The organism is Ruminococcus sp. 1001136sp1, assembly GCF_039841815.1.
Taxonomy (GTDB): Bacteria; Bacillota; Clostridia; order Lachnospirales; family Lachnospiraceae; genus Blautia_A; species Blautia_A faecis.
Map to the genome: position 1 here is coordinate 1 of NZ_JBDPGY010000034.1, position 20,896 is coordinate 20,896.

Here is a 20,896-nt window from a genome sequence, read left to right on the forward strand (position 1 = left end):
ACAGGAAACAGAACCAGTGCGCCGGGAGCTGCAATCTGTAATTCTGGCGGAAGCATCGGACTGGCAGGTGGTACTATCACAGGAAACCAGTCTGAAGGTATTGTAAATGAAGCTGCTGAAATTACAGGTGGAGCTATTTACAGTCTGGGCGAGATCCGTGTTTCCGGCACCGTAATTGTAAAGGATAACAAGGACGATGGTCTTAATGATAACAGTATTGTTTTAGGCGGTGATAACGCATGTATCGCAGCAATTGGCCAGCTTGCTGAAACAGCAGACCTTCAGGTAAGAAGAAGTGACGCAGCTGCCGGAAAGATTATTGTAAAGGTCGGTACGGATGCGAATGGTACTGCACTTACTACTATGGAGAATATTCTGGCACATGTTCATTATCTGGACACTACAGAGTATACCATTAACAACCAGACTGGAGCACTTGAGTCTGTTACAGCTCCTGTTAGTACTATGACGCTGACCGCAGATTCTATTTCCTGGAACAAGGCGTATGAGCATACTGTTGATCTGACTTTCCATACCAATGATGCAGGTGTTGGAGGCAGATATTATGTGACCTGGGTGAAGAAATCTGATTCTACACCTGGATTTGAAGCAGTAAAGAGCAATTATAAGAGCTCTGGAGATATTGCTAGCTCTGCAAGCGTACAGTTGACAGATGTAGCTTATGATACAGCCATTAAAGTAGTTGTATATGCTGAGGATTCCAAGGGACTTGAAGCAGTTGCACCACTTGTACTCACATTAAAGGCGAAAGCAAGTACTCCCACAGAAGCTCCGGTTACTACTACACCGACGCCAACCACTCGTGCAACCATTAACCCGTCTGTCAGCGAAAGCAAGGTAACAGGTCTTGAGAAAGCACTGGAATTCTACCCGAAACAGATGTACAATTTCACAGTAATTGGCGCTGGAACTGACAATACAAACCCGATCAAAGGTGATACCAAGTGGATCCCGTATGGCTGGAGCATGTCCGCGAAGAACATTGACACCGGATATCAGAAGAGCTGGTCTATCGGAAATGTAAATGGTATCAAGCAGGCGAAGACCTTTAGAATGTATATCTTCTTCCAGAAGTACATATACAATGGATCCGAATGGGAAGCTACAGGCGTGAAGGAAGCTCTCCCTACAGAATTTAAGTCCAAGGCAATCGACTTCACAGTAACTCCATCCGGCACAATCACGCCAACTGCAACAGCCGGTTCTGGTTCCGGCGGTTATGATTATAACGGAACAGGTAGCGGCGATGGAGATGGAACAGATGGCGATGATGCAGAGAACCATGACGGAACAGACAGCGATACCGGTTCTACATCTGCAACAAACGCGAGAACAGCCGATAACTCCCCGATTGCCACTATGATGATGCTTGCAAGTCTTTCTCTGGTAGCTGGAGGTTATGTTATCGTCAGAAAGAGAAAAAAAGAAATCTAAGAAAATCTATGGCATATGAATAACCATGCATTTTGATCAGAAGTTTTTCTGACAGCAAAATAATAAGAAACATACATTAGGCAGGTCTTTTGACCTGCCTTTTTGCATATAATAATACAGGCAGCGGGGGGACAGGCTATAGCGTGTAAAAAAAGGCCTTCTGCAAGATGTACGTTACACTTTGTTGGAATGATTTTTCAAACACGCTCTAGAGATGAAATGCCGCCTGAGTTTTTTCCTGCTGCAGGAGGTAAAATATGTTGTCAGAAAGCGTATTGTCAGTCAGAAAAGAATTGTTCCCACAGAATAAAACGGCTGTCAGTGACATGCCGAAAGTAAATATACAAAAGAAAGTACAACCGACAGATGCAGATATGGTACAAACATCGCTGTCATTTGAAAACATATATTATTCTTTATGGGAAATAGCTGGACGCTACAGCAGCTTTTGCCAGTTTCGCGTGATTGGAAACAGTTATGACGAGAGAATGATCCCAATGCTGGAAGTTGGCACCGGGGCACAGATGATCTTCTGTGTGGCTGGAATTAATGGAACTCAGGCTCTTTTGCCGGAACTTCTTCTGAAAATGGCAGGAGAATACTGCAGGGCCTACGAATGCGGCTGGAAGCTGGATGAATTTTATGAAGTGAAAAAACTCCTTGATAAAATAAGGATCTGTCTGATTCCGATTCTAAACCCGGATGGTTATGAAATCCGCCAGAATGGCTTTGGTGCTATTCGAAATCCAGTTTACCGTCAAATGCTTCGTATGCAAAGCATTCCTGCTGAGGATTTTGGATATAATGCCCGTGGAATGGATATTTCACATAATTTTCCAACGGTTCATTATATCCGTTCACGTATGGGAGAGGAACCAGCCAGCGAGAATGAGACAAAGGCATTGATCCGGATCATTCAGGAATATGATGGAAGAGGACTTTTGACGTTTGCTCAATCCGGAAGGGAAATCATTTATTATCACTGTCAGCAGGGAGTGGGAAGTCTTCCGAAATCCTACCGGCTGGCAAGACATATGCAGAAATCTTCTTCCTATCATCTGGAAAGGGAACAGATGACCGAATCGGCCAGGGAAAAATTTAAGGGAATGGGAACCCCGGAACAATACTATATTCAAACGAAAAAACAGCCGGCATTTCGTATTAAAGTACCAGCTCAAAGCGGAAATGGAAGAGGCGTTGAAGAGGATAAAAAGGCAGTATATGAGGAAATACATTTGCTTCCATTGGAATATATATTTTCATTAGACAATTAAATGTTATTGTTTGCAGGTGAGCTTTTGTAAAATAATTACCGGAGAAAGCTGGCCGGTAACCATAAAAGGAGATGTCCGAAATAATCGAAACATCTCCTTTTAGTATATGATTTGTTTTTTGGCGTTTACGAAACGCATAGAAGATTGCCATGCGCATCCGAAATGATTATTTTTCGGAAGTAGCAGTTTCCGGTCTTTCGTATTTCCTGCGGATATCTTTCATGACAAAAAGATAGGAAACACCGGTAAATACTGCTGCTGTAACCCACGCTGCCGGGTCACAGAAGCATGCAAGTGCATAACTTCCTACCGCCATGGAAATCATTGCTACAACCAGACGTGCAACCAATTCAGAAACACCACCCATCATAGGCAGGAATCCATATCCGCAGCCCTGCATGGTATTTCGGAATACGAAAATACTGCTTAAAGGAATGTAAAAGATCACACTCATATAAATGTAAGTTTTTGCCCATGGAAGCATGCTGTTCATATCCACATTTCCAGTGAAGAAAAGTCCAAGAGCTGGTTTCAGAAGAATACAAACCAGCACGGCTGCTGCAAGAGCATATACAACAGAAGCTTCCAGAGACGCTTTAACACCCTGGCGGATTCTCTTGATATCACCCTTTCCGAAGTTCTGTCCACTATATGTCGCCATAGTCTGTCCCATAGCCATCATTCCCTGGGTTACCAGGTTCTGCACCTTGCTGGCTGCCGTAAAAGAGGCAACGGCATCGGAACCGAAAAGATTGATGGCAGATTGCATGACCATAGTACCGGAAGCTGTAATTGCAAACTGCAATGCCATAGGAATTCCCATAGCCAGCTGGTTACGGCTCTCCTGGCCGTGAAGCCTCCAATGTCTTCTGTTTGGGGCAAGAGAAGGCATACGTATATAGATGTAGACCAAACAGAGTATTGCGGAAACGCCCTGAGAAATAATGGTTGCCCATGCTGCTCCGGCAACGCCCATTTTAAAATTGATAATCAGTACCAGATCCAGAATTACATTTAAAGCTGCGGAAAATACAAGAAATACCAGCGGAATCTTACTGTTTCCAACTGCACGCAGGTAAGAGGAAAACAGGTTGTAAAAAATAGTGGCGATGATTCCGGCGCTGATGATCATAATGTAGGTATATGCATCCTGAAAAATGTTGTCAGGTGTGTTCATCAGCTTCAGAAGAGGGCGCATGCCCAGCAAACTTAAAGAACTGATGATTACGGTAAAAATCAGGGAAAGAAGAATTCCGTTAGCTACACTGATCTTTACCCCTTCGGTATCTTTGGCACCGAAGCGCTGAGCGGTGAGTACGGAGAAACCAGCTGTGATTCCCTGCGAGAAGCCCACAGTAAGAAACATGATCGTTCCGGTGGATCCAACTGCCGCAAGGGCATCCGCGCCTACATAGCGTCCTACAATGATCGTATCTGCCATATTATAGAGCTGCTGAAAAATGTTTCCAATAATAAGAGGAAGCATAAATTTCAGGATTACCGGCAAAGGCCGGCCTTTTGTCATATCTTTTTCCATAAAAAACTCCTTATTGAGAAATATAGAAATCGTAAATAAAAAGTGTTACTAAATTACTTACATATTAGAGTGTGTCAGAGTCTGTTTGAAAAATCATTCCCACAAAATATAACGCACATTTTGCAGATTGCATTTTTTTCATACTCTGGAAGCGAAAATTATTTTATCACACTGCGGATTATCTGTCACTATTTTATTTTTGACTATTTTAAAGGCATTTAATGCCATAATGTTCAAGAAACCACACTTTTTCTCAAAAAATGTTTAGGAATTTTGACTGATATGTTGGTTTTGCTTGCTATTTGCTCTCATAAATGGTAAAATCAAATATAGCGTGAAGATATTTTTTTGAAAGAGAGGCATTCATATAAATGGCAAATGAACATGGAGAACAGATCAGAATCGTGCAGGAGACTGTGGCTGGTAAGGAGATTACTTTTGCCCATGTAATGGGAGGACCGGCACCGATCATTTATCAGAAGCTTGGGTTGAATCCGCAGCTGGATTATCGTTCCTCTGCAATTGGAATCATGAATATGACACCTCCGGAATCCGCAGTTATCGCTTCTGATATTGCGGTGAAAAGCGGTAATGTTTATCTTGGATTTGCAGACCGGTTTACAGGGACTTTGATCATTACAGGAGAGATTTCTGATGTAATGTCTGCAATGACTGAGATCGTAAATTATTTCCGGGATTCTCTGGGATATGTGGTCTGCAATATTACGAAACGATAGGAAGTAGAAGCATGGAGCGAATAACGAAGGAAGAGCTGCTGGAAATGCTATTCCATGATGATTATGAACATCTGAAGGGGAAGAAGCTTCGTATGACTCGTGTGCGTGTACCGGGAAAGGAAGTTTGTCTTGCCCATGTGATCAGTCCTTCCCAATCTTGTATTTATGAAAATCTGGGACTGCATATTGGAGTTCATGAGGGGGAAGACCACACAGGAGAATCCATTGGTCTGATCCGTTTTACTCCCTGGGAAGCGGTTGTGGTAGCTGCAGATGTTGCCATGAAGAGTGCAGATGTACAGATCGGGTTTATGGATCGTTTTTGCGGTTCTCTGATCATTACAGGAGGATTGTCCCAGGTGCAGACTGCTGTGGAAGAGGTCGTACGTTTCTTTGACAGAGAGTTAGGCTTTAAAACATGTGCGGTTCACAGAAGCTGACAGATACCTTATGGCTGCGGGAACAGCAGCTTATGGATACGATATTATGATATGCAAATGTAAAAATAATGCACTGCTGTATTTTTACAAGTAAGGTTTATTGAAAACAGGGGAAATACAATTCGATGAAGAAAATTTTTTTGATGGGAAGAAGTGAGGCCGGCAAGACCTCACTGACGCAGGCACTAAAAGGCGAGGAGCTTCATTATATAAAAACACAATATACCAATTCCAATGACGATACCATTGACTCTCCGGGGGAGTATGCAGAGTCAAAAAGATTCAGTGTAGGACTTGCATGTTTTTCCTTTGAGGCAGATGTGGTGGCAATTGTGCAGGCTGCAGATGAGCCATTTAATCTGTTTGGTGCAAGCTGCCGCTCTTTTATCCTTCGTCCTCTTATTGGCATTATCACAAAAATTGATTCACCATATGCCAATATCCCTATGGTGAGACAATGGCTGATCAACGCTGGATGTGAACGCATTTTTATGGTGAATAATGTGACCAGAGAGGGAATTGATGAGTTGATGGAATATCTGCAGGAGGATACCCCGAAGCTTACATTGGAACAGGCGAAATTCAAACAGAGCCTTGGTCTGAACGAGTGGGATCCTCTTCCAGAGGGAGTGGCTTATCCGGAAGAAAAAGAGAATATGCTATAAAAAATTCCCATTCAGATTTTCCTGTTATCTGGATGGGAATTTTTATATGGTATGTTGCTTATGTAAATTACGGTATTAAAGAAATGTACCGCTTTAACAGACAGAGGGTTAAATCCGGAACCGCCTGGGCAGCCGGAATCCCCACCGACGGTTCACCGATCATATTATATCAGATATTGGTGCAATAATTAGAAAATAAGTTAGCAACCACCAGTTGAACTTAAAGTCTATGCTTTCGATATTCCCGGGGACTGCATCCCTTTATTTTGGCAAAAACTTTGGAATAATAATTTGGATCTGAAAAGCCAGCCTTGTCAGCCACCGCGCTGACAGGCAGGTCAGCCTGCAAAAACTCAAGGCTGCGCTCGATCCGATATTCCTGCAAAAAGGCAAACAAGGTAGTATTCATATGACGTTTAAAAAGCCGGGTACATTCGCTTTCGCACAGGTGGATGTGTCCGGCAATGTCATTTAAGGTGATCTTATTTTGATAGTTTTCTTCTATGTAGGACAGAATCTTCTTAATCCGGTCGTATTCCAGAGAGTTTTCCCGGGAAGCCTGGGGTTCGTAGGTAATATGCTCCAGAAGAAGCCGCCATATGGATTGCAGGCAGATGGTAATGTCCAACTCATAAAAATCCGGTTTCTTTTCATCCAGATCAATAATGCGGAGAAGATATTCGCGAAAAGGCTTGTGCCAGGGCTCACTCTGGTCGATACAGATGGCAGGGAGCATAGAATCCTGAATGACAGGATCTACATATTTGCTGTTGACAGTGCTTTGGAAAAATCCATAAATCAGCCTGGAATCAAAGGTTACAGGAATATAAGCGCAGTCCTTCTGATTTTCCATTGTGCCAGAGTGAAGGGCACCGGAGTTGTTAAATACAATATCTCCTTCTTTTAAGTGGTAAACCATATGGTTGACCTTGTAGCACATAGTGCCTTTTTGCACATAAGTAATCTCTATTTCCGGGTGCCAGTGCCACATAAAGGAACCAGACTCATATTCTGAAAGTTTCTGGTAGCTGACCAGGAATGGAAACTGTTCATTGCCGTGCTGTTTTAATTCTTTTTGAAACTGATTGGTTATGATCTGCATGCCAAACCTCCCGAGAAAAAATTTCATATCCTGTGGACTGTATAGAATTCCATATGTTCAAAAATAGAGAACTACAATAAAACGCATAAATTTACCTGTATTATACATCTGTTAAAGATAAAAACGCAATATATTACTTGTTTTTCGCAAGTTATTTAAGGTAATGCAAAGGAAATGCATGTAAAATGAAATTAACTTGATGAGAGATCCGGATAAGCACAGATGAAGCAGAAAATATGCACTGAGGCAGCTGGAGTACAGAATGTAAAATTATAACAATATTAACAAAAATAGGAGAATGAGATCATGAATTTACCAGAAAAAGCAAACCTTGAGAAAATCTATGGAGAGAACAGTGCCTGCGCAGCTCGTTTCCAGAATCTAGCAGACAACTTTGCCAGAATCTACAAACATGACCATGCAGATTTCTTTACTTCCCCTGGAAGAACAGAAATCATCGGAAACCATGTTGACCACAACGGCGGCAAGGTAATCGCAGGAAGTATCAATCTGGATACCATCGGCGCAGCTGCACCGAATGGAACCAACGTGATCCACATTACAAGTGAAGGCTACAGAGATGAGATTGTAGTTGATCTTGACAAGATCAGCAAAGCCAACTATCCGAAAGGAACCTTTGCCCTGGTTGCCGGTATGATGGAAGGTGCGAAGAAGAATGGCTTTCAGACAGCTGGTTTTGATGCCTATGTAAGCACCAACGTGATCGCAGCAGCAGGAGTAAGTTCCTCTGCATCCTTTGAAATGCTGATCTGCGTAATCATCGATTACTTCTTTAACGACAGCAAGATGACTTACACAGACTATGCAAAGATTGGTCAGTACGCAGAGAACGTATACTGGGATAAAGCTTCCGGAATGATGGATCAGATGGCATGTGCAGTTGGTGGTCCGGTTCTCTTCGACTTTGCAGACAGAAATGATCTGAAATACAGCAAGCTGGACTTCTCCTATGGAAAATTTGGTCACAAACTGGTAATTGTAAACACCGGAAAAGGCCATGCAGATCTCAGCCAGGAATACTCTGAGATTCCAGGTGAGATGAAAGCAGCAGCCAAGGTACTTGGTGCAGAGCTTCTTCATGAGACTACTCTTGAAAATCTGCTTGCACATGTAAACGAGATTCAGGACGACAGAGCAATTCTCCGTTCCATTCACTTCTTTGAAGAGACTTCCCGTGTAGAACGGGCAGCAGAGGCAATTGGTAAGGCAGATTACGAGGAATTTTTGAAGCTGATGGATGAATCCGGAAGATCGTCCTGGGAACTGCTTCAGAACTGCTACTGCATGAAAGACTGCCACGAGCAGAAGATCCCGTTGGTTCTTGCTCTTACCCAGCTGTTCCTGAACAAGATCGGCGGCGGTATCTGCCGAGTACATGGCGGCGGATTTGCCGGTGTTATTGCAGCTGTTGTACCGGAAAATGAGATGGAGAATTATGTAGAATACATTTCCCAGTATGTTGGCAGAGAGAACGTTTATCCAATGGATATCCGCGCAATTGGAGCTGTTCACATTGGATAATGACAATATTCTGAGTTATCTGAACTAAAGGTGACCTTTTTCGCAGCAGCTTTTCGCTATGACAGCCAGTTTAGAACTTTTACAGTCTTTTTGTGTTACCGTATTTGCGTAATATATACATAAAGAATCTGGACATATTTCCTTCTGACGTGCTATATTGAGTCTATCACAGAATTTTCGGAAATAAAGGAAAATACGAAAGAAGGAGAATCAGATGGAAAGATTGATTTTTCATGTTGATGTGAACAGCGCTTTTCTTTCCTGGGAGGCAGCGAGCAGAGTAAAGGCAGGTGAGCCGGATCTGCGGGAAATTCCGTCTGCAGTAGGCGGTGATCCCAGGACACGTACCGGAATCATAGTTGCGAAATCCATTCCTGCCAAGAAATACGGAGTACAGACTGGTGAGCCCGTGGCAATGGCCCTTCGAAAATGCCCGAATCTGGTAGTGGTACCTAGTGATTTTCGCCTTTACACGAAGAATTCCCAGGCATTTAAAGCAATTTGTAAATCTTATGCTCCTGCAATGGAATCCTTTTCTATTGATGAGGTATTTCTGGACATGACTGGAACTTCCCTGATCTACCCGGATCCCATAGCAACAGCCTGTGAGATAAAGGATAAGATTTATCAGGAGCTTGGATTTACAGTAAATGTGGGAATTTCCACCAATAAGCTGCTGGCGAAAATGGCCTCGGACTTCGAGAAGCCAAATAAAGTGCACACCCTTTTCCCGGAAGAAATTCCGGCAAAAATGTGGCCTCTTCCCATCAGAGATCTGTTATTTCTGGGAAAAGCTTCGGAAAAGAAGCTGGTTGATTTCGGTATCCGCACCATAGGGGAACTGGCTCGGGAAAGGGAGTCCACTATTCAGACACTTCTGGGAGAAAAGACCGGACATCAGCTCTTCCAGTACGCCAGAGGCATTGACAATTCTCCGGTTTTGGAAGTGCCTGAGGAGAGTAAAGGCTTCAGCGTGGAGAAGACTTTCAATGATGATATTGTATCTATGGAGCAGATCCAGCCTATTTTATTGGAGCAATGCGATGTGGTAGCCACCAGAATGAGGCGGAAAGGAAAGAAATGTACCTGTATTTCTGTCACCTTCCGCACTCTGGATTTTAAGAATCGTTCCCATCAGATGAAGCTTGGAAGCGCTACGGATGTAACTGATGAAGTCTACGCAAATGCCAGAAAACTGTTCGCAGAGTTCTGGAAGGGGCAGCCATTACGTCTGATCGGAGTGGCACTCACCGGACTTACTGAGGACGGATTCGAACAGATGTCCCTGTTTGAGGACTGTGCGAAAAAGGAACAGCGCCAGAAGCTGGATGCAGCGATGGATGCCATCCGCATGAAATTTGGAAACGACAAGATCACCCGGGCCAGCATTATGAACAGCAATGCAGGAATCGGGCGAAAAGCCAAGGCGCAGATGGAAAACGAAGAAAATGGAAAAAGATTCTAAAAGAAATAGAAAAGAGAACATTGTCATTTCCTTTGCAGGGAAATGCAATGTTCTTTTTTGGCACAGGAAACACGGTTTTGTTCCTTATGTAAAAAAATGTAAAAAAACGCTTGACGAAAATACAATTCCAGTGTACTATATTGCTATGACAGTGATACAGAAAGAGAGGTAACCATGGAATATAATTCATCGCTGCCAATTTATCTCCAGGCAGCAAATTCTATAAAGCAGGATATTGTAACAGGCAAGCTGTCTCCTGGTGCGAGGCTTCCATCTGTGCGGGATCTGGCGGTAGAATATACCATTAATCCCAATACAGTCAGCCGCGTATATAAAGAATTGGAGATGGAAGGCGTCTGCTTTACCAGACGCGGGATGGGAACCTTCGTGACAGAAGATCCGGAAAGAGTGCAGCAGCTGAAGGAAGAGATGGCAGGAGCCCTGATCCGGGAATTCCTGGAAGGAATGGAGCAGCTTGGTTTTTCCAGAGCTCAGGCAATCGGACTTCTGGAGAAAGAACAGTCGGAATGACGAGGAGTGTATAAAAATGATCTTAGAGAGCAGAGAAGTAACGAAGAAATACGGCAGTAAGACTGCTGTGAATCAGGTATCTTTACAATTGGAGCCAGGCCTTGTATACGCCATGCTTGGCCCCAATGGAAGCGGCAAGACCACCTGGATGAAAATGGTAGCAGGACTTGTAAAGCCTACCAACGGTGAGATCCTTTATCAGGGAACTCCCATTGGAAAAGAGAGTAAAAAAGAAATTGCTTATATGTCCACGGAGCCTTATTTCTACAACTGGATGACAGTTTCAGATGTGGGAAAATATTATGAGGACTTTTTCGAAGATTTTTCCATGGAGAAATACAGACAGATGATTTCCCGAATGGAGCTTACAGAGGACATGAAAGCGAAGAAGCTGTCCTCTGGTATGATGGCCAAGCTGAAAATTGCAGTTACCATGGCAAGGGAGGCTAGGCTGTACTTGCTTGACGAACCGTTGAACGGCATTGACCTTCTTGCAAGAGACCAGATCATGAAGAGCATTCTGGAAGCCATAGATCCAGATGTGACACTGGTAGTTTCCAGTCATCTCGTAGACGAACTGGAACGTGTAGCAGATGCAGCCATTTTTATGAAAGATGGTATTTTGGCAAATCAGTGCATGGTAGAGGAGCTTCGGATTAATCAACACAAATCCGTAGTGGATCTATACCGTGAAATCTATGGACATGGAGGAGAAGAAGTATGTTAAAGTTGATGAAATATGAGCTTCGGAAAACCGCATTTTCCAAACTGGTTCTGTTGGTGATCACAGCAGTTGCAGAAATTGCATTTTTAATAGGTGTATTTTGGAAAAAGGATAATATTCTGGCAATGGGAATTATTTTCCTGGTCATGTGTACAATATTTGGTGTTATCTACATTGGTATAGAGAGTGTAAATGTTCTCCATCGTGACCTGAATACCAAACAGAGTTATATGTTATTTCTCACACCAAAGAGCAGCTATCAGATTCTGGGAGCCAAGATCCTGGAAAATGGAATTTCCATTATCATGGCAGGCGCATTTTTTGCAGCGCTGGCAGCTCTTGACGTGACAGTGGCAACTCTTTACATTGGCGGTCTGAAAGAGATGATCAATCTGGTGAGTTCCTTTATGGAAGTAAACTGGTCCGTGACTTTTACTCCGGCAGAAGCAGCTTTCTATTTCTTTGGTCTTCTGGCAAGCTGGATTGTTTTCATTGTGAATGCTGACCTGTCCGTGATCTTATCCGCCAGTGTCCTTGCAGGCAAAAAAGGCAGCGGCATCGCCGGCTTCCTTATCTTCCTGGTAATATCTTCTGTTATTGGAAAGCTGCTGGATCTCATTCCGGTTCTGAAAAGTATGGAACTTACTTTTGTCCTGTATATTGCAGCATCATTTGCCATTGCGGCAGTGCTGTATGTAATCAGCGGCTGGATCATGGAGAAGAAGCTAAGCGTATAATAAAAAACACAGGATCAGAAAAGATCTATTTCAAAACAGGGCATTACCTGCTTCTCGTTGAGGAGTAAGTAATACCCTGTATTTTTTTACTTAATCAGGCGTTTTTTGAATTAGTACTGACCACTCTGGCCACTCTGTCCTGCGGACATGGATCTTTCCTGCGCCTCGATCATCTTTTTCACCATATATCCACCTACACTACCATTCTGTTTGGAAGTAAGGTTTCCGTTGTATCCGTCTGTAAGCGGCACACCCAGCTCATTTGCAACCTCAAATTTGAAACGATTTAATGCGCCCTTTGCTTCTGGTACAGCTGCTTTGTTAGAAGAAGTATTGTTTGACATAATCATTTTCCTCCTTGGTTAATTGTTGTTTTGTTTGATGTTACATTGCTAGTATGTACTCTGAAAATGAAAATACACTGGGAATAAATGGGGTGATCAAAAAAAAGACAACAAAAAAAATATGCCGGATAGCAAAATGTTTTAACTTGACGCTACATTCTCAGTGTAGAAATTCTTATATTGGGAGCATATCTTATTACAAGAACAAAAAATTGCATACACAAAAATAGAGATAGGAAACGGGACTTCGTACTTATAATATGAAATCTCCCTATCCGGAAGAATTTAACAGGCAGTCCATTGGACTTACTGCCAGCTTGCATTTTGCACCGACCCAGAAAGCAGCGGATGCACTGCTGAAAGAGGGTAAGGATCCAGAGCAGATTTTTGTCACAGGAAATACAGGAATTGATGCTTTGCACTATACGGTGCGAAATGATTTTTATCACCCGGAAACAGAATGGGCAAAAGACAGCAGACTGATTGCTGTGACAGCACACAGAAGGGAAAATCTGGGAGAACCCATGCGTGATATGTTCCGGGCTATACGCAGAATCGTGGAGGAATTTACAGATGTGAAGGTTATTTATCCTGTACATTTGAATCCGCAGGTCAGAAAAATCGCAGATGAGGAATTCGGTGGATGTGATAGAATACACCTGATCGAACCACTGGATGTGGTAGAATTTCATAACCTGATGAAAGCCAGTTATCTGATCATGACTGATAGTGGCGGAATTCAGGAAGAAGCTCCGGCATTGGGAAAACCTGTGCTGGTCATGCGAGATACAACAGAACGTCCGGAAGGTGTGGAAGCAGGAACCTTAAAGCTTGCAGGCACGAAAATGGAGGATATTTACAGAGAATGCAGGCAGCTTCTTACAGAACCTGAAATTTACAGAAGGATGAGTGAGGCCAGAAATCCTTATGGTGATTGGACTGCAAGTATCAAAATCAGAAAAATTCTGGAGAATATAGATGCATGAGCATAAACACAATCAATGCAAAAGAAAAGTAAAACATCGAAAGAACGTGATGAAACTTATTATATTTTGCATAACTGTGGGAATTTCACTTATGTTCATTTATTATCAGAACCTGAGAAAAGAAATAGATGCCCGGCAGAAATGGCTGGAAACAGTCTTGACCGGAGAAAAAAAGTGGATTCTTGAAAATCAGGGGCCTGAGGGTGAATTTTACATGAATGGAAGTAAAGCCGGAGATGTTAATCCATACTTTGCATGTATGGCTGCACTGGGGCTTCTGGCAGAAACAAAGAACTGCCCCATTACTGAAACAGAGAAAAAAGCTGTTGGCAGGTATCTGGACTGGCATACCGGGATTTTGCTGGAAACAGATGGAAAAATGGGAATCTACAGGAAAAAGAGTGGGAAACTTTTTTATAAAGAAAAGGCTGATTCCGAAGACGGGTATCTTGGTATGTATCTTTTTCTTATGGGAAAATATCTGGAAAAGACAGAAAGTACAGACCTGCCGGAATACTGGAAAAAGGGAATCAGCCTTGCATTAAAAAAGATTCAAAGCCTGATGCAGGATGGAATTACACAGGTCTCAGAAGAAAATACAACAGTTTATCTGATGGATAATCTGGAAGTATGGAAAGGCCTGTACGAATTAGAACATGCAGGACTAAAGGATGTGCAGGCAATCCGTGAAATGCGTAATAAGCTACAGGCACAGATAGAAAAGCTATTCTGGGATGATGCGAATCAAAGATGGAGAATTATCGAAAACAGTGATCTGTATCACCAGAAAGAATTTTATCCGGATGGAGTTGCTCAGATTTATCCCCTGATCTATGAATTTCCAGTAAAAGAGAAGAAAAAGCAAAAGATATTATATGAGCAGTTTACAGAAAGGTTTCAGTGGCAGAAGCTGACTAAAAAAAGAAATGGCTTTTTGTGGGCAATGACAGGAATGGCTGCTGCGCAGATGGGGGATATCAATAACCTTTTGGAAATGATAAGAAATTATGAAGCAGAATACTGTGAGAACCGAAAATATCCGCTATACACAGGCGAAGCAGGATGGATTTGTATGGAATGTGAGAAATTGTATAGTTTATATGAAAGAAAAATAAAAACAGGATTTCTGTTTTACAATTTAATATCTAAAAAACTACTGAGGTCAGATTTCCTGCAACGGATAATGATCTCAGTTTTTTATACCCGGGAATCGGCATTGAAAAGAGCCGGTTCTTTTTGTTTATAGAATACGTTATTTAAAAACAAATTCTTAACAAATAATGTGTTTACATTGATTAAAATGATCACAGATGGAAATCCAGAACAGCTATAAAATTGACACATTTCTCATAAAAAGAAACCTATTTTGTTTTAAGGGATTTTTGTAAAATATCATTACAAGAAAATGCAAAGGAAAAGAAAAGAGTGAGGTACTGTAAATTACAAATTGCCTGTTTTATTATGTATTTGATGCATTATCTTCCCGCAGATGTTATAAAGAGCCAATGCCATTGAAGCAGTGCTTTGAAATTATAAAGCAGGTACTAAGAGCTAAAGCGGACAGAACAGGAACGGATGGAACTGATTCGTAACAGAACATTGGAAATACGGAGAAAAGAGCAGAAGCGCAGACAGCGTACCCAGGATTTTGGATGCGTGGCAGCCTGTGTGATCCTGATCGCCTGCCTGGGGATTTTGATGCCGCAGGTGGCAAACCAGCCGGCATATGCAATGGATGGCTTTTTCGCGGGCACCGCCAGTATCTTTGGAAATAACAGTGCACAGGGGTATATCCTGATGGGAACAATCTGTTTTCTGTTAGGTGTCTGCGTGACGGTTTTATTATACCGTCTGCACCGGAAAAACAGGGAGAAAAAGTCTGATGAATTTTGAAATCGTAGATAATATATTTCAGATTCTGGTGTTGTTTTGCGTAATGATTGCCTCTGCCGTAACTGCCTGTAAAAAAAAGAGCAGGGACTTTCTGCTCCTTGCAGGCAGCAACGGCTGCTTTATGATGGGAACGCTCTATTATGTCCTGTATCTTATCATTATGGGAAAGGTACCGCAGATTTTCTATGTGGCGGAGATTTCCTGGCTGGCTGCATATTTGTTCTTTTTATCGCTCTCTTTATCCCGAAGGGATCTGCACGGAAAGCTTCCAGGTGTTGTCTCTGTTTTGGGGGCAGTTGTGATCGTGTGTCTGGTTATGGCTTTTCAGATATTTGGACCGTCCCTGTTTTTTTCTGGCTGCTTTGGAATTACTGCAGGTACCATTGTCCTTCGGTGTATGGAAGTGCTAAGAAGAGAAAAAGAACATCATTTTCTGGACGGAATTATGCTGTCAGTGGCATGGCTGCAGGTATTGTTGTATATTGTGTCTGAATTTATTAAGGATTATACGAGATTTAATCTTTACTTTGCGGTAGACATTACGCTGACTCTTACAATGGCATATCTGTTTTTTGCCCTGCGAAAAGAGGTGGAACGAGGATGAGCTACTATATTGAAAATATTTTTCTATGTCTTGCAGTTCCGCTTATTTTGAGTCTTTTATTCAGAAAAGGGAGACAACAGACTTTTACGGTATTTGTGATCCTGGGAATGGGAAGCTGTCTTTTGTCCGCTTATGTGAGCAGTTTTTTTGCAGGCTCTTACGGGGCAGATACTGCGGTGGCGGTGATGGAGATCACGCCCGTGTGCGAGGAAGTGGTGAAATTTCTTCCCCTTTTGTTTTATCTGCTGGTGTTTGAACCTGACAAGCACGAAATTGTATCCCCGGCTATTGGAATTGCCGTTGGATTCGCTACTTTTGAAAATGTATGTTATCTCACAGAAAACGGGGCAGCAGATTTTTCCTATGTGCTGATCCGTGGCGTATCAGCTGGTTCCCTTCATCTTTTGTGCGGAATTGCACTTGGCTGCGGAATCGCCTATGTGTTTCAGAAAAAATGGATCATGGTCACTGGCACGATCGGGGCGCTTGGGGCATGTGTGGTTTTCCATGGGATTTATAATATACTGATCACAGCAAACAGCAGATGGAACCTGATCGGCTATCTGTTCCCGATATTTTTGATCTTTGCCCTTCTGGCGGTTAAAAAGTTCCGGCTTTATCGGAAAATTGAGTTTGAATAAAATGTTCTGTCGCGAAAAAGTGTTTTTATTTGAAAGGTGACGGTGAAAGAGCCGGATAAAGCCAAACGCATTAATCTGGCAAAAAACTTCTTCGTCTGCCTTTGTTTCCTTATTTGTTACTGTTCGCTGGTGACATTCCGCGAGGTGTTTTTGTGAACGTAGTTCACAGAAAACTCGAGAAGTGCGGCGCGAAATCATGCGAATGCATGATTTCTGTGCATCGCGAAGCGTGTTACTGTGAACGGAGTGAACAGTAACCCTTATTTTGCAGGTTTTATCAAGCATTTGAAAACGCATTGTATTACAGGAAAAAATCCGCTATAATAAAAACAAAGGTTGCTGATAGGAATCATTGCAAAACATAAATGCCAGACAAAGATACGAATTATAGATTTGGAGGGAACGTATATGCCATTATTTAAGGAAGAATACAAAAAGGAAGAGAAAATAAATGGTGTCATTTATGATATGTCGCCATCACCAAATTATCAGCATGGTATCGTAAACGGAAATATATACCGGATTATATCTGGAAAACTGCAGGGAAGTATTTGTCTGGCATTCATTGAGAACTTGGATTACAAATACCATCCTGAAATAAATGATGATTATGTAATCCCGGATGTTATGATTGTGTGTGAACGGAAACACTTAAAAGGCGGTGCCTATTCTGGCGTGCCTAAATTTATAGTAGAAACACTTAGCCCGGCTACTGCATTGCGTGATAAAACAGACAAGAAAGAAATATACCAGAAAGCTGGGGTAGAAGAATATTGGATCGTGTCACCTAGAGAAAGAGCAGTTGAAATCTACTACCTGGAAGATGGAAGTTATAAGTTGAACTATAGTTATATTCTTCAGGATGATCCAGAGGAAGCGCATTATAATGCAGATACCGTAATCACATTAAAAGAATTCCCGAATATCAGTATGGCGCTGGCAGAAATTTTTGCGGATATTGATTGAAGCTTTACTATCTGGTTTTTGTGGATCCGTACAATAAGGTATGTATTCAGCAATCCACTTCAAACCATCATTTAAAATCATTCGATATACCATATCGACAGAAAAATTATGAGGGACATACTTGTTGTAGCAGAACTGATTGGAAAATTTGAAAAACTGAAATATCCAGCCGGTGATCTTAGCCGAGAGATTGATTTTATTATTTATATATTTCCAAGTCCAAAAATAACATAAGCGAAAATAATATTTGCGGAAACGAAAGTATCTTAATATTTTTATGCGTATACTTCAAGTGATGTCAATGCTGCGTGGACTTTGGAGGTAGGAGAACAGTTCGAGTATATGTATCGACTGTTCTTTTTTTTAGCATTAAAGCTGTGATATTTTCCTTGTGCAAAGTGGAGTAAGAGAGTATAATAAAATCAGTTTTTTGCATAATTTTAAAAGTTATAATAAGGAAATCGGCAAACCAGCTGAAAGTCTGGGACGCAAAGCTACAGGGCCTGTAAAATGGCAGCCAGTTGCATGAAATGAGATGCACTGTCTGTTTGGCAGTGCTTTTAATTTGTATATCTAAAGATATTATTCGAGAGGGACATGTTTATGATAAAGTTGAACGATGAGGATATACAGGCATATTTTCAGGCTGGAAACTCCGGATTCTGGAAAGTAGAGTCTGAAAAAGGAAAAAAGACAAGACTGTATACAGATGAAATCACAGATGAACTGTTTGGAATTACAGAAGATCTGTCTCCGGAAAAATGTATGGAGTATGTGGCAGAACATATTTATCCGCAGGAGAGGGAGTGCTTCTGGGATTACATGGAAGAACTGAAAAGCCATGAATCAGAAGCTGTTTACCGTTATATGCATCCTGTAAAAGGAGTCATTTATATACGCTGCACAGGAAGGAGAGTCCCATCTCCAGACAACATGATCAGGCTTGTTGGTTACCATCAGGAAGCAGGAAATATTGTCCATTTTGAAAAAGAAAAACTTCTGGAGAACCGATTGCTGCAACAGAACCAGCATTTAAAGGATGAAAACAAAAACCAGATTTCTTATTATAAAGAGCTTCTGGATACGATAAGTGTTGGAGTGCTGTCCTATACCTTGCCAGAGCATGAGATTGTCCATATGAATGCAGAAGCTATGCGTATCTATGGAGTGGAGACAATTGAGGAAGCACAGGAAAATCTGGGCAGACTCATAGGGGCTGTGTCCTATTTAAATCAAAATGTAATTGAGAAACTGATGGATATGCGATACCATGACGGAGCTGTTTCTTATGAATGTGTAATCCCTGACGGAAAGGGACATCTGACACCGGCGATTGCGAAGACGGAAATTTTTTATACATCAGACGGAAAAAAAACAATACTAACAACATTCCTTGATATTTCTGAAAATGTTACTCTGAAAAAATCACTAAAAGAAGCACAGGAAAGCAATGCGGTCATATCCGCAATTTCAAAGATTTACTGGACGATTTATTCTATGGATCTACGAACAGACAGTTTTGAAGAAGTTGTCGGGGGCAAGGTAATGCATCGGTTGACAGGTAGTCACGGATGTGCTTCAGAAGCATTTCGTACCGCACGGAAAAGTGTTGTTTCCAGAGAGGATCAGAAAACCATGCGGGAGTTTTTTGAGGTTACAACGCTGGCAGCCAGGCTGCAGCAGGAAGAGACGATTGCGAGAGAATATCTTGCTACAGATGGGCACTGGCATATGGGACGATTCATTGTGAAGCAGCGTGATGCAAACGGAACTGTTACGGAGGTGCTTTATGTAGCACGTGACATTACGGAAGAAAAAAAGCAGGAGTTCGAATATCAGGAACAGTTAAAAAAGATCGCTCAGGAAGCGGAAAAAGCGAATATTTCAAAAACTGATTTTCTCAGACGAATGAGTCATGATATCCGGACTCCAATCAATGGAATCCGTGGAATTACGCAGATTGCAAACCATTTTCCGGGAGATCTGCAAAAACAGCAGGAGTGCAGAGATAAGGTCTTGACAGCATCTGGATTTCTTCTGAATCTTGTGAATGATATCCTGGATATGAATAAAATGGAATCCGGAACCTTGCAGCTGGAAGAAAAAACTTTCGATTTACGCAAGGTGTTGGGGGAATCAACTGGTATTGTTGAGATGCAGGGACATGAAAAGGGAATTTCACTGAACCTGGGAGCTGTCAATATCATACATAATCAATTGGTTGGAAGTCCTCTTCATCTTCAGCAGATCCTGCAGAATATAGGAAGTAATGCAGTAAATTATAATCATGTGGGTGGTAAGATTATTGTTGGCTGCCAGGAAATCAGTTCAGATGACCGGACCGCAGTATTCGAATTTACCTGTACAGATAATGGAATTGGGATGAGTGAAGAGTTTCAGGAGCATTTGTTTGAACCTTTTACACAGGAGAACAGACTGGAACAGAAAGCAAATATGGGAACTGGTCTGGGAATGACGATTGTCAACCAGTTAGTAAAACTGATGGGAGGACAGATTTGTTTTACCAGTAAAGTGGATGAGGGAACTTCATTTGTGATTACATTGCCGTTCCAGATTTCCTCAGACAGAGAATCAAAAATGCCAGAATCATCCGTTGAGAATGTTTCACTGAAAGGGAAAAGAGCACTTCTTGTTGAAGATAATGAATTGAATATGGAAATTGCACAATTTATATTGGAAAATGAGAGCATGCTAGTTCGCTGTGCATGGAATGGAAAAGAGGCAGTGGATATTTTTGCCCGGTCAAAGCCGGGAGAATATGATCTGATATTAATGGATATCATGATGCCGGTTATGGATGGTCTGGAAGCAGCAAGACAGATTCGTGCAATGAATCGTCCTGATGCAAAACTTATCCCTATTGTAGCCATGTCTGCAAATGCTTTTCAGGATGATGTGGAGCGCAGCAAAAAGGCAGGAATAAATAAACATATTGCAAAACCATTGACGGGGGAAAGTGTAATCAGGGAGATTAAAAGTATGCTATAGATCAACGAATCCGGTATAAACATTTTGTGGGGAATATTTTTCCAACCAATGATGCACCAGTATTGTACATGGCTGGATCCTGTGATTGGTTTAACGCCAGGAAAATGGAAGAAATTCTGCATCAAGTACCGGTTCAACTAAAGCGAGAGGCAGAATACGAACAGCAGAGCTTATTAGAGCTTATTTGTGTAGTGACTTAAGCGGAAACAAATGAGGCGAAAAATAATAAAAATTCCTAGTGAAA

General features: G+C 41.9%; 20 protein-coding genes, 1 pseudogene and 1 riboswitch. Of the genes and pseudogenes, 18 read left to right on the plus strand and 3 right to left on the minus strand.

The genetic code is table 11. The features are described from left to right. Positions 1 to 1,455 (plus strand): hypothetical protein (locus tag ABHC48_RS19265; protein ID WP_347505981.1); only part of this gene is annotated, 1,455 nt, incomplete at its 5' end. A gap of 257 nt (positions 1,456 to 1,712) precedes the next feature. After that, on the plus strand, positions 1,713 to 2,729 hold the full coding sequence (locus ABHC48_RS19270) for a M14 family zinc carboxypeptidase (RefSeq protein ID WP_243284496.1): 1,017 nt from the start codon (positions 1,713 to 1,715) through the stop codon (positions 2,727 to 2,729). Positions 2,730 to 2,895: 166 nt separating this feature from the next. Here ABHC48_RS19270 and ABHC48_RS19275 read toward each other — a convergent pair whose 3' ends face one another. Beyond that, positions 2,896 to 4,266 carry an MATE family efflux transporter gene (locus ABHC48_RS19275; protein WP_118578383.1) on the minus strand — a complete coding sequence of 457 codons (1,371 nt, stop codon included), beginning with the start codon at positions 4,264 to 4,266 and terminating at the stop codon, positions 2,896 to 2,898. 371 nt (positions 4,267 to 4,637) lie between these two features. Here ABHC48_RS19275 and ABHC48_RS19280 point away from each other — a divergent pair, with 371 nt between their 5' ends. From ABHC48_RS19280 to ABHC48_RS19290, 3 genes are all read left to right on the plus strand, one after another. Further along, positions 4,638 to 5,003 (plus strand): BMC domain-containing protein, encoded by a 366-nt coding sequence (locus ABHC48_RS19280; RefSeq protein WP_118578382.1) that lies wholly within the window; start codon positions 4,638 to 4,640, stop codon positions 5,001 to 5,003. Between the two features lie 11 nt (positions 5,004 to 5,014). Then, positions 5,015 to 5,443, plus strand: a complete 429-nt coding sequence (locus tag ABHC48_RS19285; RefSeq protein ID WP_118578381.1) for a BMC domain-containing protein — start codon at positions 5,015 to 5,017, stop codon at positions 5,441 to 5,443. 125 nt (positions 5,444 to 5,568) lie between these two features. Next, positions 5,569 to 6,108: a EutP/PduV family microcompartment system protein gene (locus ABHC48_RS19290; protein ID WP_148462568.1), complete on the plus strand. Its 540-nt coding sequence runs from the start codon at positions 5,569 to 5,571 to the stop codon at positions 6,106 to 6,108. 220 nt (positions 6,109 to 6,328) lie between these two features. Here the strand turns inward: ABHC48_RS19290 and ABHC48_RS19295 are convergent, their stop codons facing one another. Next, positions 6,329 to 7,210 (minus strand): AraC family transcriptional regulator, encoded by an 882-nt coding sequence (locus tag ABHC48_RS19295; protein WP_195699396.1) that lies wholly within the window; start codon positions 7,208 to 7,210, stop codon positions 6,329 to 6,331. 306 nt (positions 7,211 to 7,516) lie between these two features. Between ABHC48_RS19295 and ABHC48_RS19300 the strand changes: the two genes are divergently transcribed. From ABHC48_RS19300 to ABHC48_RS19325, 6 genes are all read left to right on the plus strand, one after another. Beyond that, entirely contained in the window at positions 7,517 to 8,752 is a 1,236-nt protein-coding gene (locus ABHC48_RS19300) for a galactokinase family protein (protein ID WP_195699397.1), read from the plus strand. A gap of 214 nt (positions 8,753 to 8,966) precedes the next feature. Next, complete coding sequence (locus ABHC48_RS19305) at positions 8,967 to 10,217, plus strand: DNA polymerase IV (protein WP_173770408.1); 1,251 nt, start codon at positions 8,967 to 8,969, stop codon at positions 10,215 to 10,217. Next, positions 10,201 to 10,389 carry a hypothetical protein gene (locus ABHC48_RS19310; protein ID WP_195699398.1) on the plus strand — a complete coding sequence of 63 codons (189 nt, stop codon included), beginning with the start codon at positions 10,201 to 10,203 and terminating at the stop codon, positions 10,387 to 10,389. The genes ABHC48_RS19305 and ABHC48_RS19310 overlap by 17 nt, the downstream gene beginning before the upstream one ends. A gap of 2 nt (positions 10,390 to 10,391) precedes the next feature. Further along, positions 10,392 to 10,748, plus strand: a complete 357-nt coding sequence (locus ABHC48_RS19315; protein ID WP_187565662.1) for a GntR family transcriptional regulator — start codon at positions 10,392 to 10,394, stop codon at positions 10,746 to 10,748. A gap of 16 nt (positions 10,749 to 10,764) precedes the next feature. Beyond that, positions 10,765 to 11,475, plus strand: a complete 711-nt coding sequence (locus ABHC48_RS19320) for an ABC transporter ATP-binding protein (RefSeq protein WP_118584213.1) — start codon at positions 10,765 to 10,767, stop codon at positions 11,473 to 11,475. Then, positions 11,469 to 12,209 carry a hypothetical protein gene (locus tag ABHC48_RS19325; protein ID WP_173715592.1) on the plus strand — a complete coding sequence of 247 codons (741 nt, stop codon included), beginning with the start codon at positions 11,469 to 11,471 and terminating at the stop codon, positions 12,207 to 12,209. Before ABHC48_RS19320 ends, ABHC48_RS19325 begins: the two co-directional genes overlap by 7 nt. Positions 12,210 to 12,319: 110 nt before the next feature. On the opposite strand, the gene ABHC48_RS19330 is transcribed toward ABHC48_RS19325, so the two are convergent. Then, on the minus strand, positions 12,320 to 12,553 hold the full coding sequence (locus tag ABHC48_RS19330; RefSeq protein ID WP_118584211.1) for an alpha/beta-type small acid-soluble spore protein: 234 nt from the start codon (positions 12,551 to 12,553) through the stop codon (positions 12,320 to 12,322). Positions 12,554 to 12,801: 248 nt separating this feature from the next. On the opposite strand from ABHC48_RS19330, the pseudogene wecB reads away from it, so the two are divergent. The 7 genes and pseudogenes from wecB to ABHC48_RS19365 all read left to right on the plus strand — a co-directional run. After that, positions 12,802 to 13,539 (plus strand): annotated as a pseudogene (wecB, locus tag ABHC48_RS19335) (UDP-N-acetylglucosamine 2-epimerase (non-hydrolyzing)); the annotation flags it as partial. A 91-nt stretch (positions 13,540 to 13,630) separates the two neighbouring features. Continuing rightward, complete coding sequence (locus ABHC48_RS19340; RefSeq protein ID WP_195699399.1) at positions 13,631 to 14,785, plus strand: hypothetical protein; 1,155 nt, start codon at positions 13,631 to 13,633, stop codon at positions 14,783 to 14,785. Between the two features lie 329 nt (positions 14,786 to 15,114). After that, positions 15,115 to 15,432 carry a hypothetical protein gene (locus ABHC48_RS19345; protein WP_195699400.1) on the plus strand — a complete coding sequence of 106 codons (318 nt, stop codon included), beginning with the start codon at positions 15,115 to 15,117 and terminating at the stop codon, positions 15,430 to 15,432. Beyond that, positions 15,422 to 16,036 (plus strand): hypothetical protein, encoded by a 615-nt coding sequence (locus ABHC48_RS19350; protein ID WP_195699401.1) that lies wholly within the window; start codon positions 15,422 to 15,424, stop codon positions 16,034 to 16,036. The genes ABHC48_RS19345 and ABHC48_RS19350 overlap by 11 nt, the downstream gene beginning before the upstream one ends. Beyond that, positions 16,033 to 16,677: a PrsW family glutamic-type intramembrane protease gene (locus ABHC48_RS19355; protein ID WP_195699402.1), complete on the plus strand. Its 645-nt coding sequence runs from the start codon at positions 16,033 to 16,035 to the stop codon at positions 16,675 to 16,677. The genes ABHC48_RS19350 and ABHC48_RS19355 overlap by 4 nt, the downstream gene beginning before the upstream one ends. A gap of 408 nt (positions 16,678 to 17,085) precedes the next feature. Beyond that, positions 17,086 to 17,643, plus strand: coding sequence for a Uma2 family endonuclease (locus ABHC48_RS19360; RefSeq protein ID WP_195699403.1), 558 nt, complete (start codon positions 17,086 to 17,088; stop codon positions 17,641 to 17,643). 453 nt (positions 17,644 to 18,096) lie between these two features. Beyond that, a riboswitch (cyclic di-GMP riboswitch) is annotated at positions 18,097 to 18,172 on the plus strand. 74 nt (positions 18,173 to 18,246) lie between these two features. After that, entirely contained in the window at positions 18,247 to 20,652 is a 2,406-nt protein-coding gene (locus tag ABHC48_RS19365) for an ATP-binding protein (protein ID WP_195699404.1), read from the plus strand. Positions 20,653 to 20,896: the final 244 nt, after the last annotated feature.

Bases quoted from the DNA above. Each gene is read 5' to 3' on its own strand.
- ABHC48_RS19365 (WP_195699404.1), top strand. From the start codon at position 18,247: ATGATAAAGTTGAACGATGAGGATATACAGGCATATTTTCAGGCTGGA.
- ABHC48_RS19285 (WP_118578381.1), top strand. From the start codon at position 5,015: ATGGAGCGAATAACGAAGGAAGAGCTGCTGGAAATGCTATTCCATGAT.
- ABHC48_RS19345 (WP_195699400.1), top strand. From the start codon at position 15,115: ATGGAACTGATTCGTAACAGAACATTGGAAATACGGAGAAAAGAGCAG.
- ABHC48_RS19295 (WP_195699396.1), bottom strand. From the start codon at position 7,210: ATGCAGATCATAACCAATCAGTTTCAAAAAGAATTAAAACAGCACGGC.
- ABHC48_RS19290 (WP_148462568.1), top strand. From the start codon at position 5,569: ATGAAGAAAATTTTTTTGATGGGAAGAAGTGAGGCCGGCAAGACCTCA.
- ABHC48_RS19315 (WP_187565662.1), top strand. From the start codon at position 10,392: ATGGAATATAATTCATCGCTGCCAATTTATCTCCAGGCAGCAAATTCT.
- ABHC48_RS19310 (WP_195699398.1), top strand. From the start codon at position 10,201: ATGGAAAAAGATTCTAAAAGAAATAGAAAAGAGAACATTGTCATTTCC.
- ABHC48_RS19300 (WP_195699397.1), top strand. From the start codon at position 7,517: ATGAATTTACCAGAAAAAGCAAACCTTGAGAAAATCTATGGAGAGAAC.
- ABHC48_RS19360 (WP_195699403.1), top strand. From the start codon at position 17,086: ATGCCATTATTTAAGGAAGAATACAAAAAGGAAGAGAAAATAAATGGT.
- ABHC48_RS19355 (WP_195699402.1), top strand. From the start codon at position 16,033: ATGAGCTACTATATTGAAAATATTTTTCTATGTCTTGCAGTTCCGCTT.
- ABHC48_RS19330 (WP_118584211.1), bottom strand. From the start codon at position 12,553: ATGTCAAACAATACTTCTTCTAACAAAGCAGCTGTACCAGAAGCAAAG.
- ABHC48_RS19320 (WP_118584213.1), top strand. From the start codon at position 10,765: ATGATCTTAGAGAGCAGAGAAGTAACGAAGAAATACGGCAGTAAGACT.
- ABHC48_RS19340 (WP_195699399.1), top strand. From the start codon at position 13,631: ATGTTCATTTATTATCAGAACCTGAGAAAAGAAATAGATGCCCGGCAG.
- ABHC48_RS19305 (WP_173770408.1), top strand. From the start codon at position 8,967: ATGGAAAGATTGATTTTTCATGTTGATGTGAACAGCGCTTTTCTTTCC.
- ABHC48_RS19275 (WP_118578383.1), bottom strand. From the start codon at position 4,266: ATGGAAAAAGATATGACAAAAGGCCGGCCTTTGCCGGTAATCCTGAAA.
- ABHC48_RS19325 (WP_173715592.1), top strand. From the start codon at position 11,469: ATGTTAAAGTTGATGAAATATGAGCTTCGGAAAACCGCATTTTCCAAA.
- ABHC48_RS19280 (WP_118578382.1), top strand. From the start codon at position 4,638: ATGGCAAATGAACATGGAGAACAGATCAGAATCGTGCAGGAGACTGTG.
- ABHC48_RS19270 (WP_243284496.1), top strand. From the start codon at position 1,713: ATGTTGTCAGAAAGCGTATTGTCAGTCAGAAAAGAATTGTTCCCACAG.
- ABHC48_RS19350 (WP_195699401.1), top strand. From the start codon at position 15,422: ATGAATTTTGAAATCGTAGATAATATATTTCAGATTCTGGTGTTGTTT.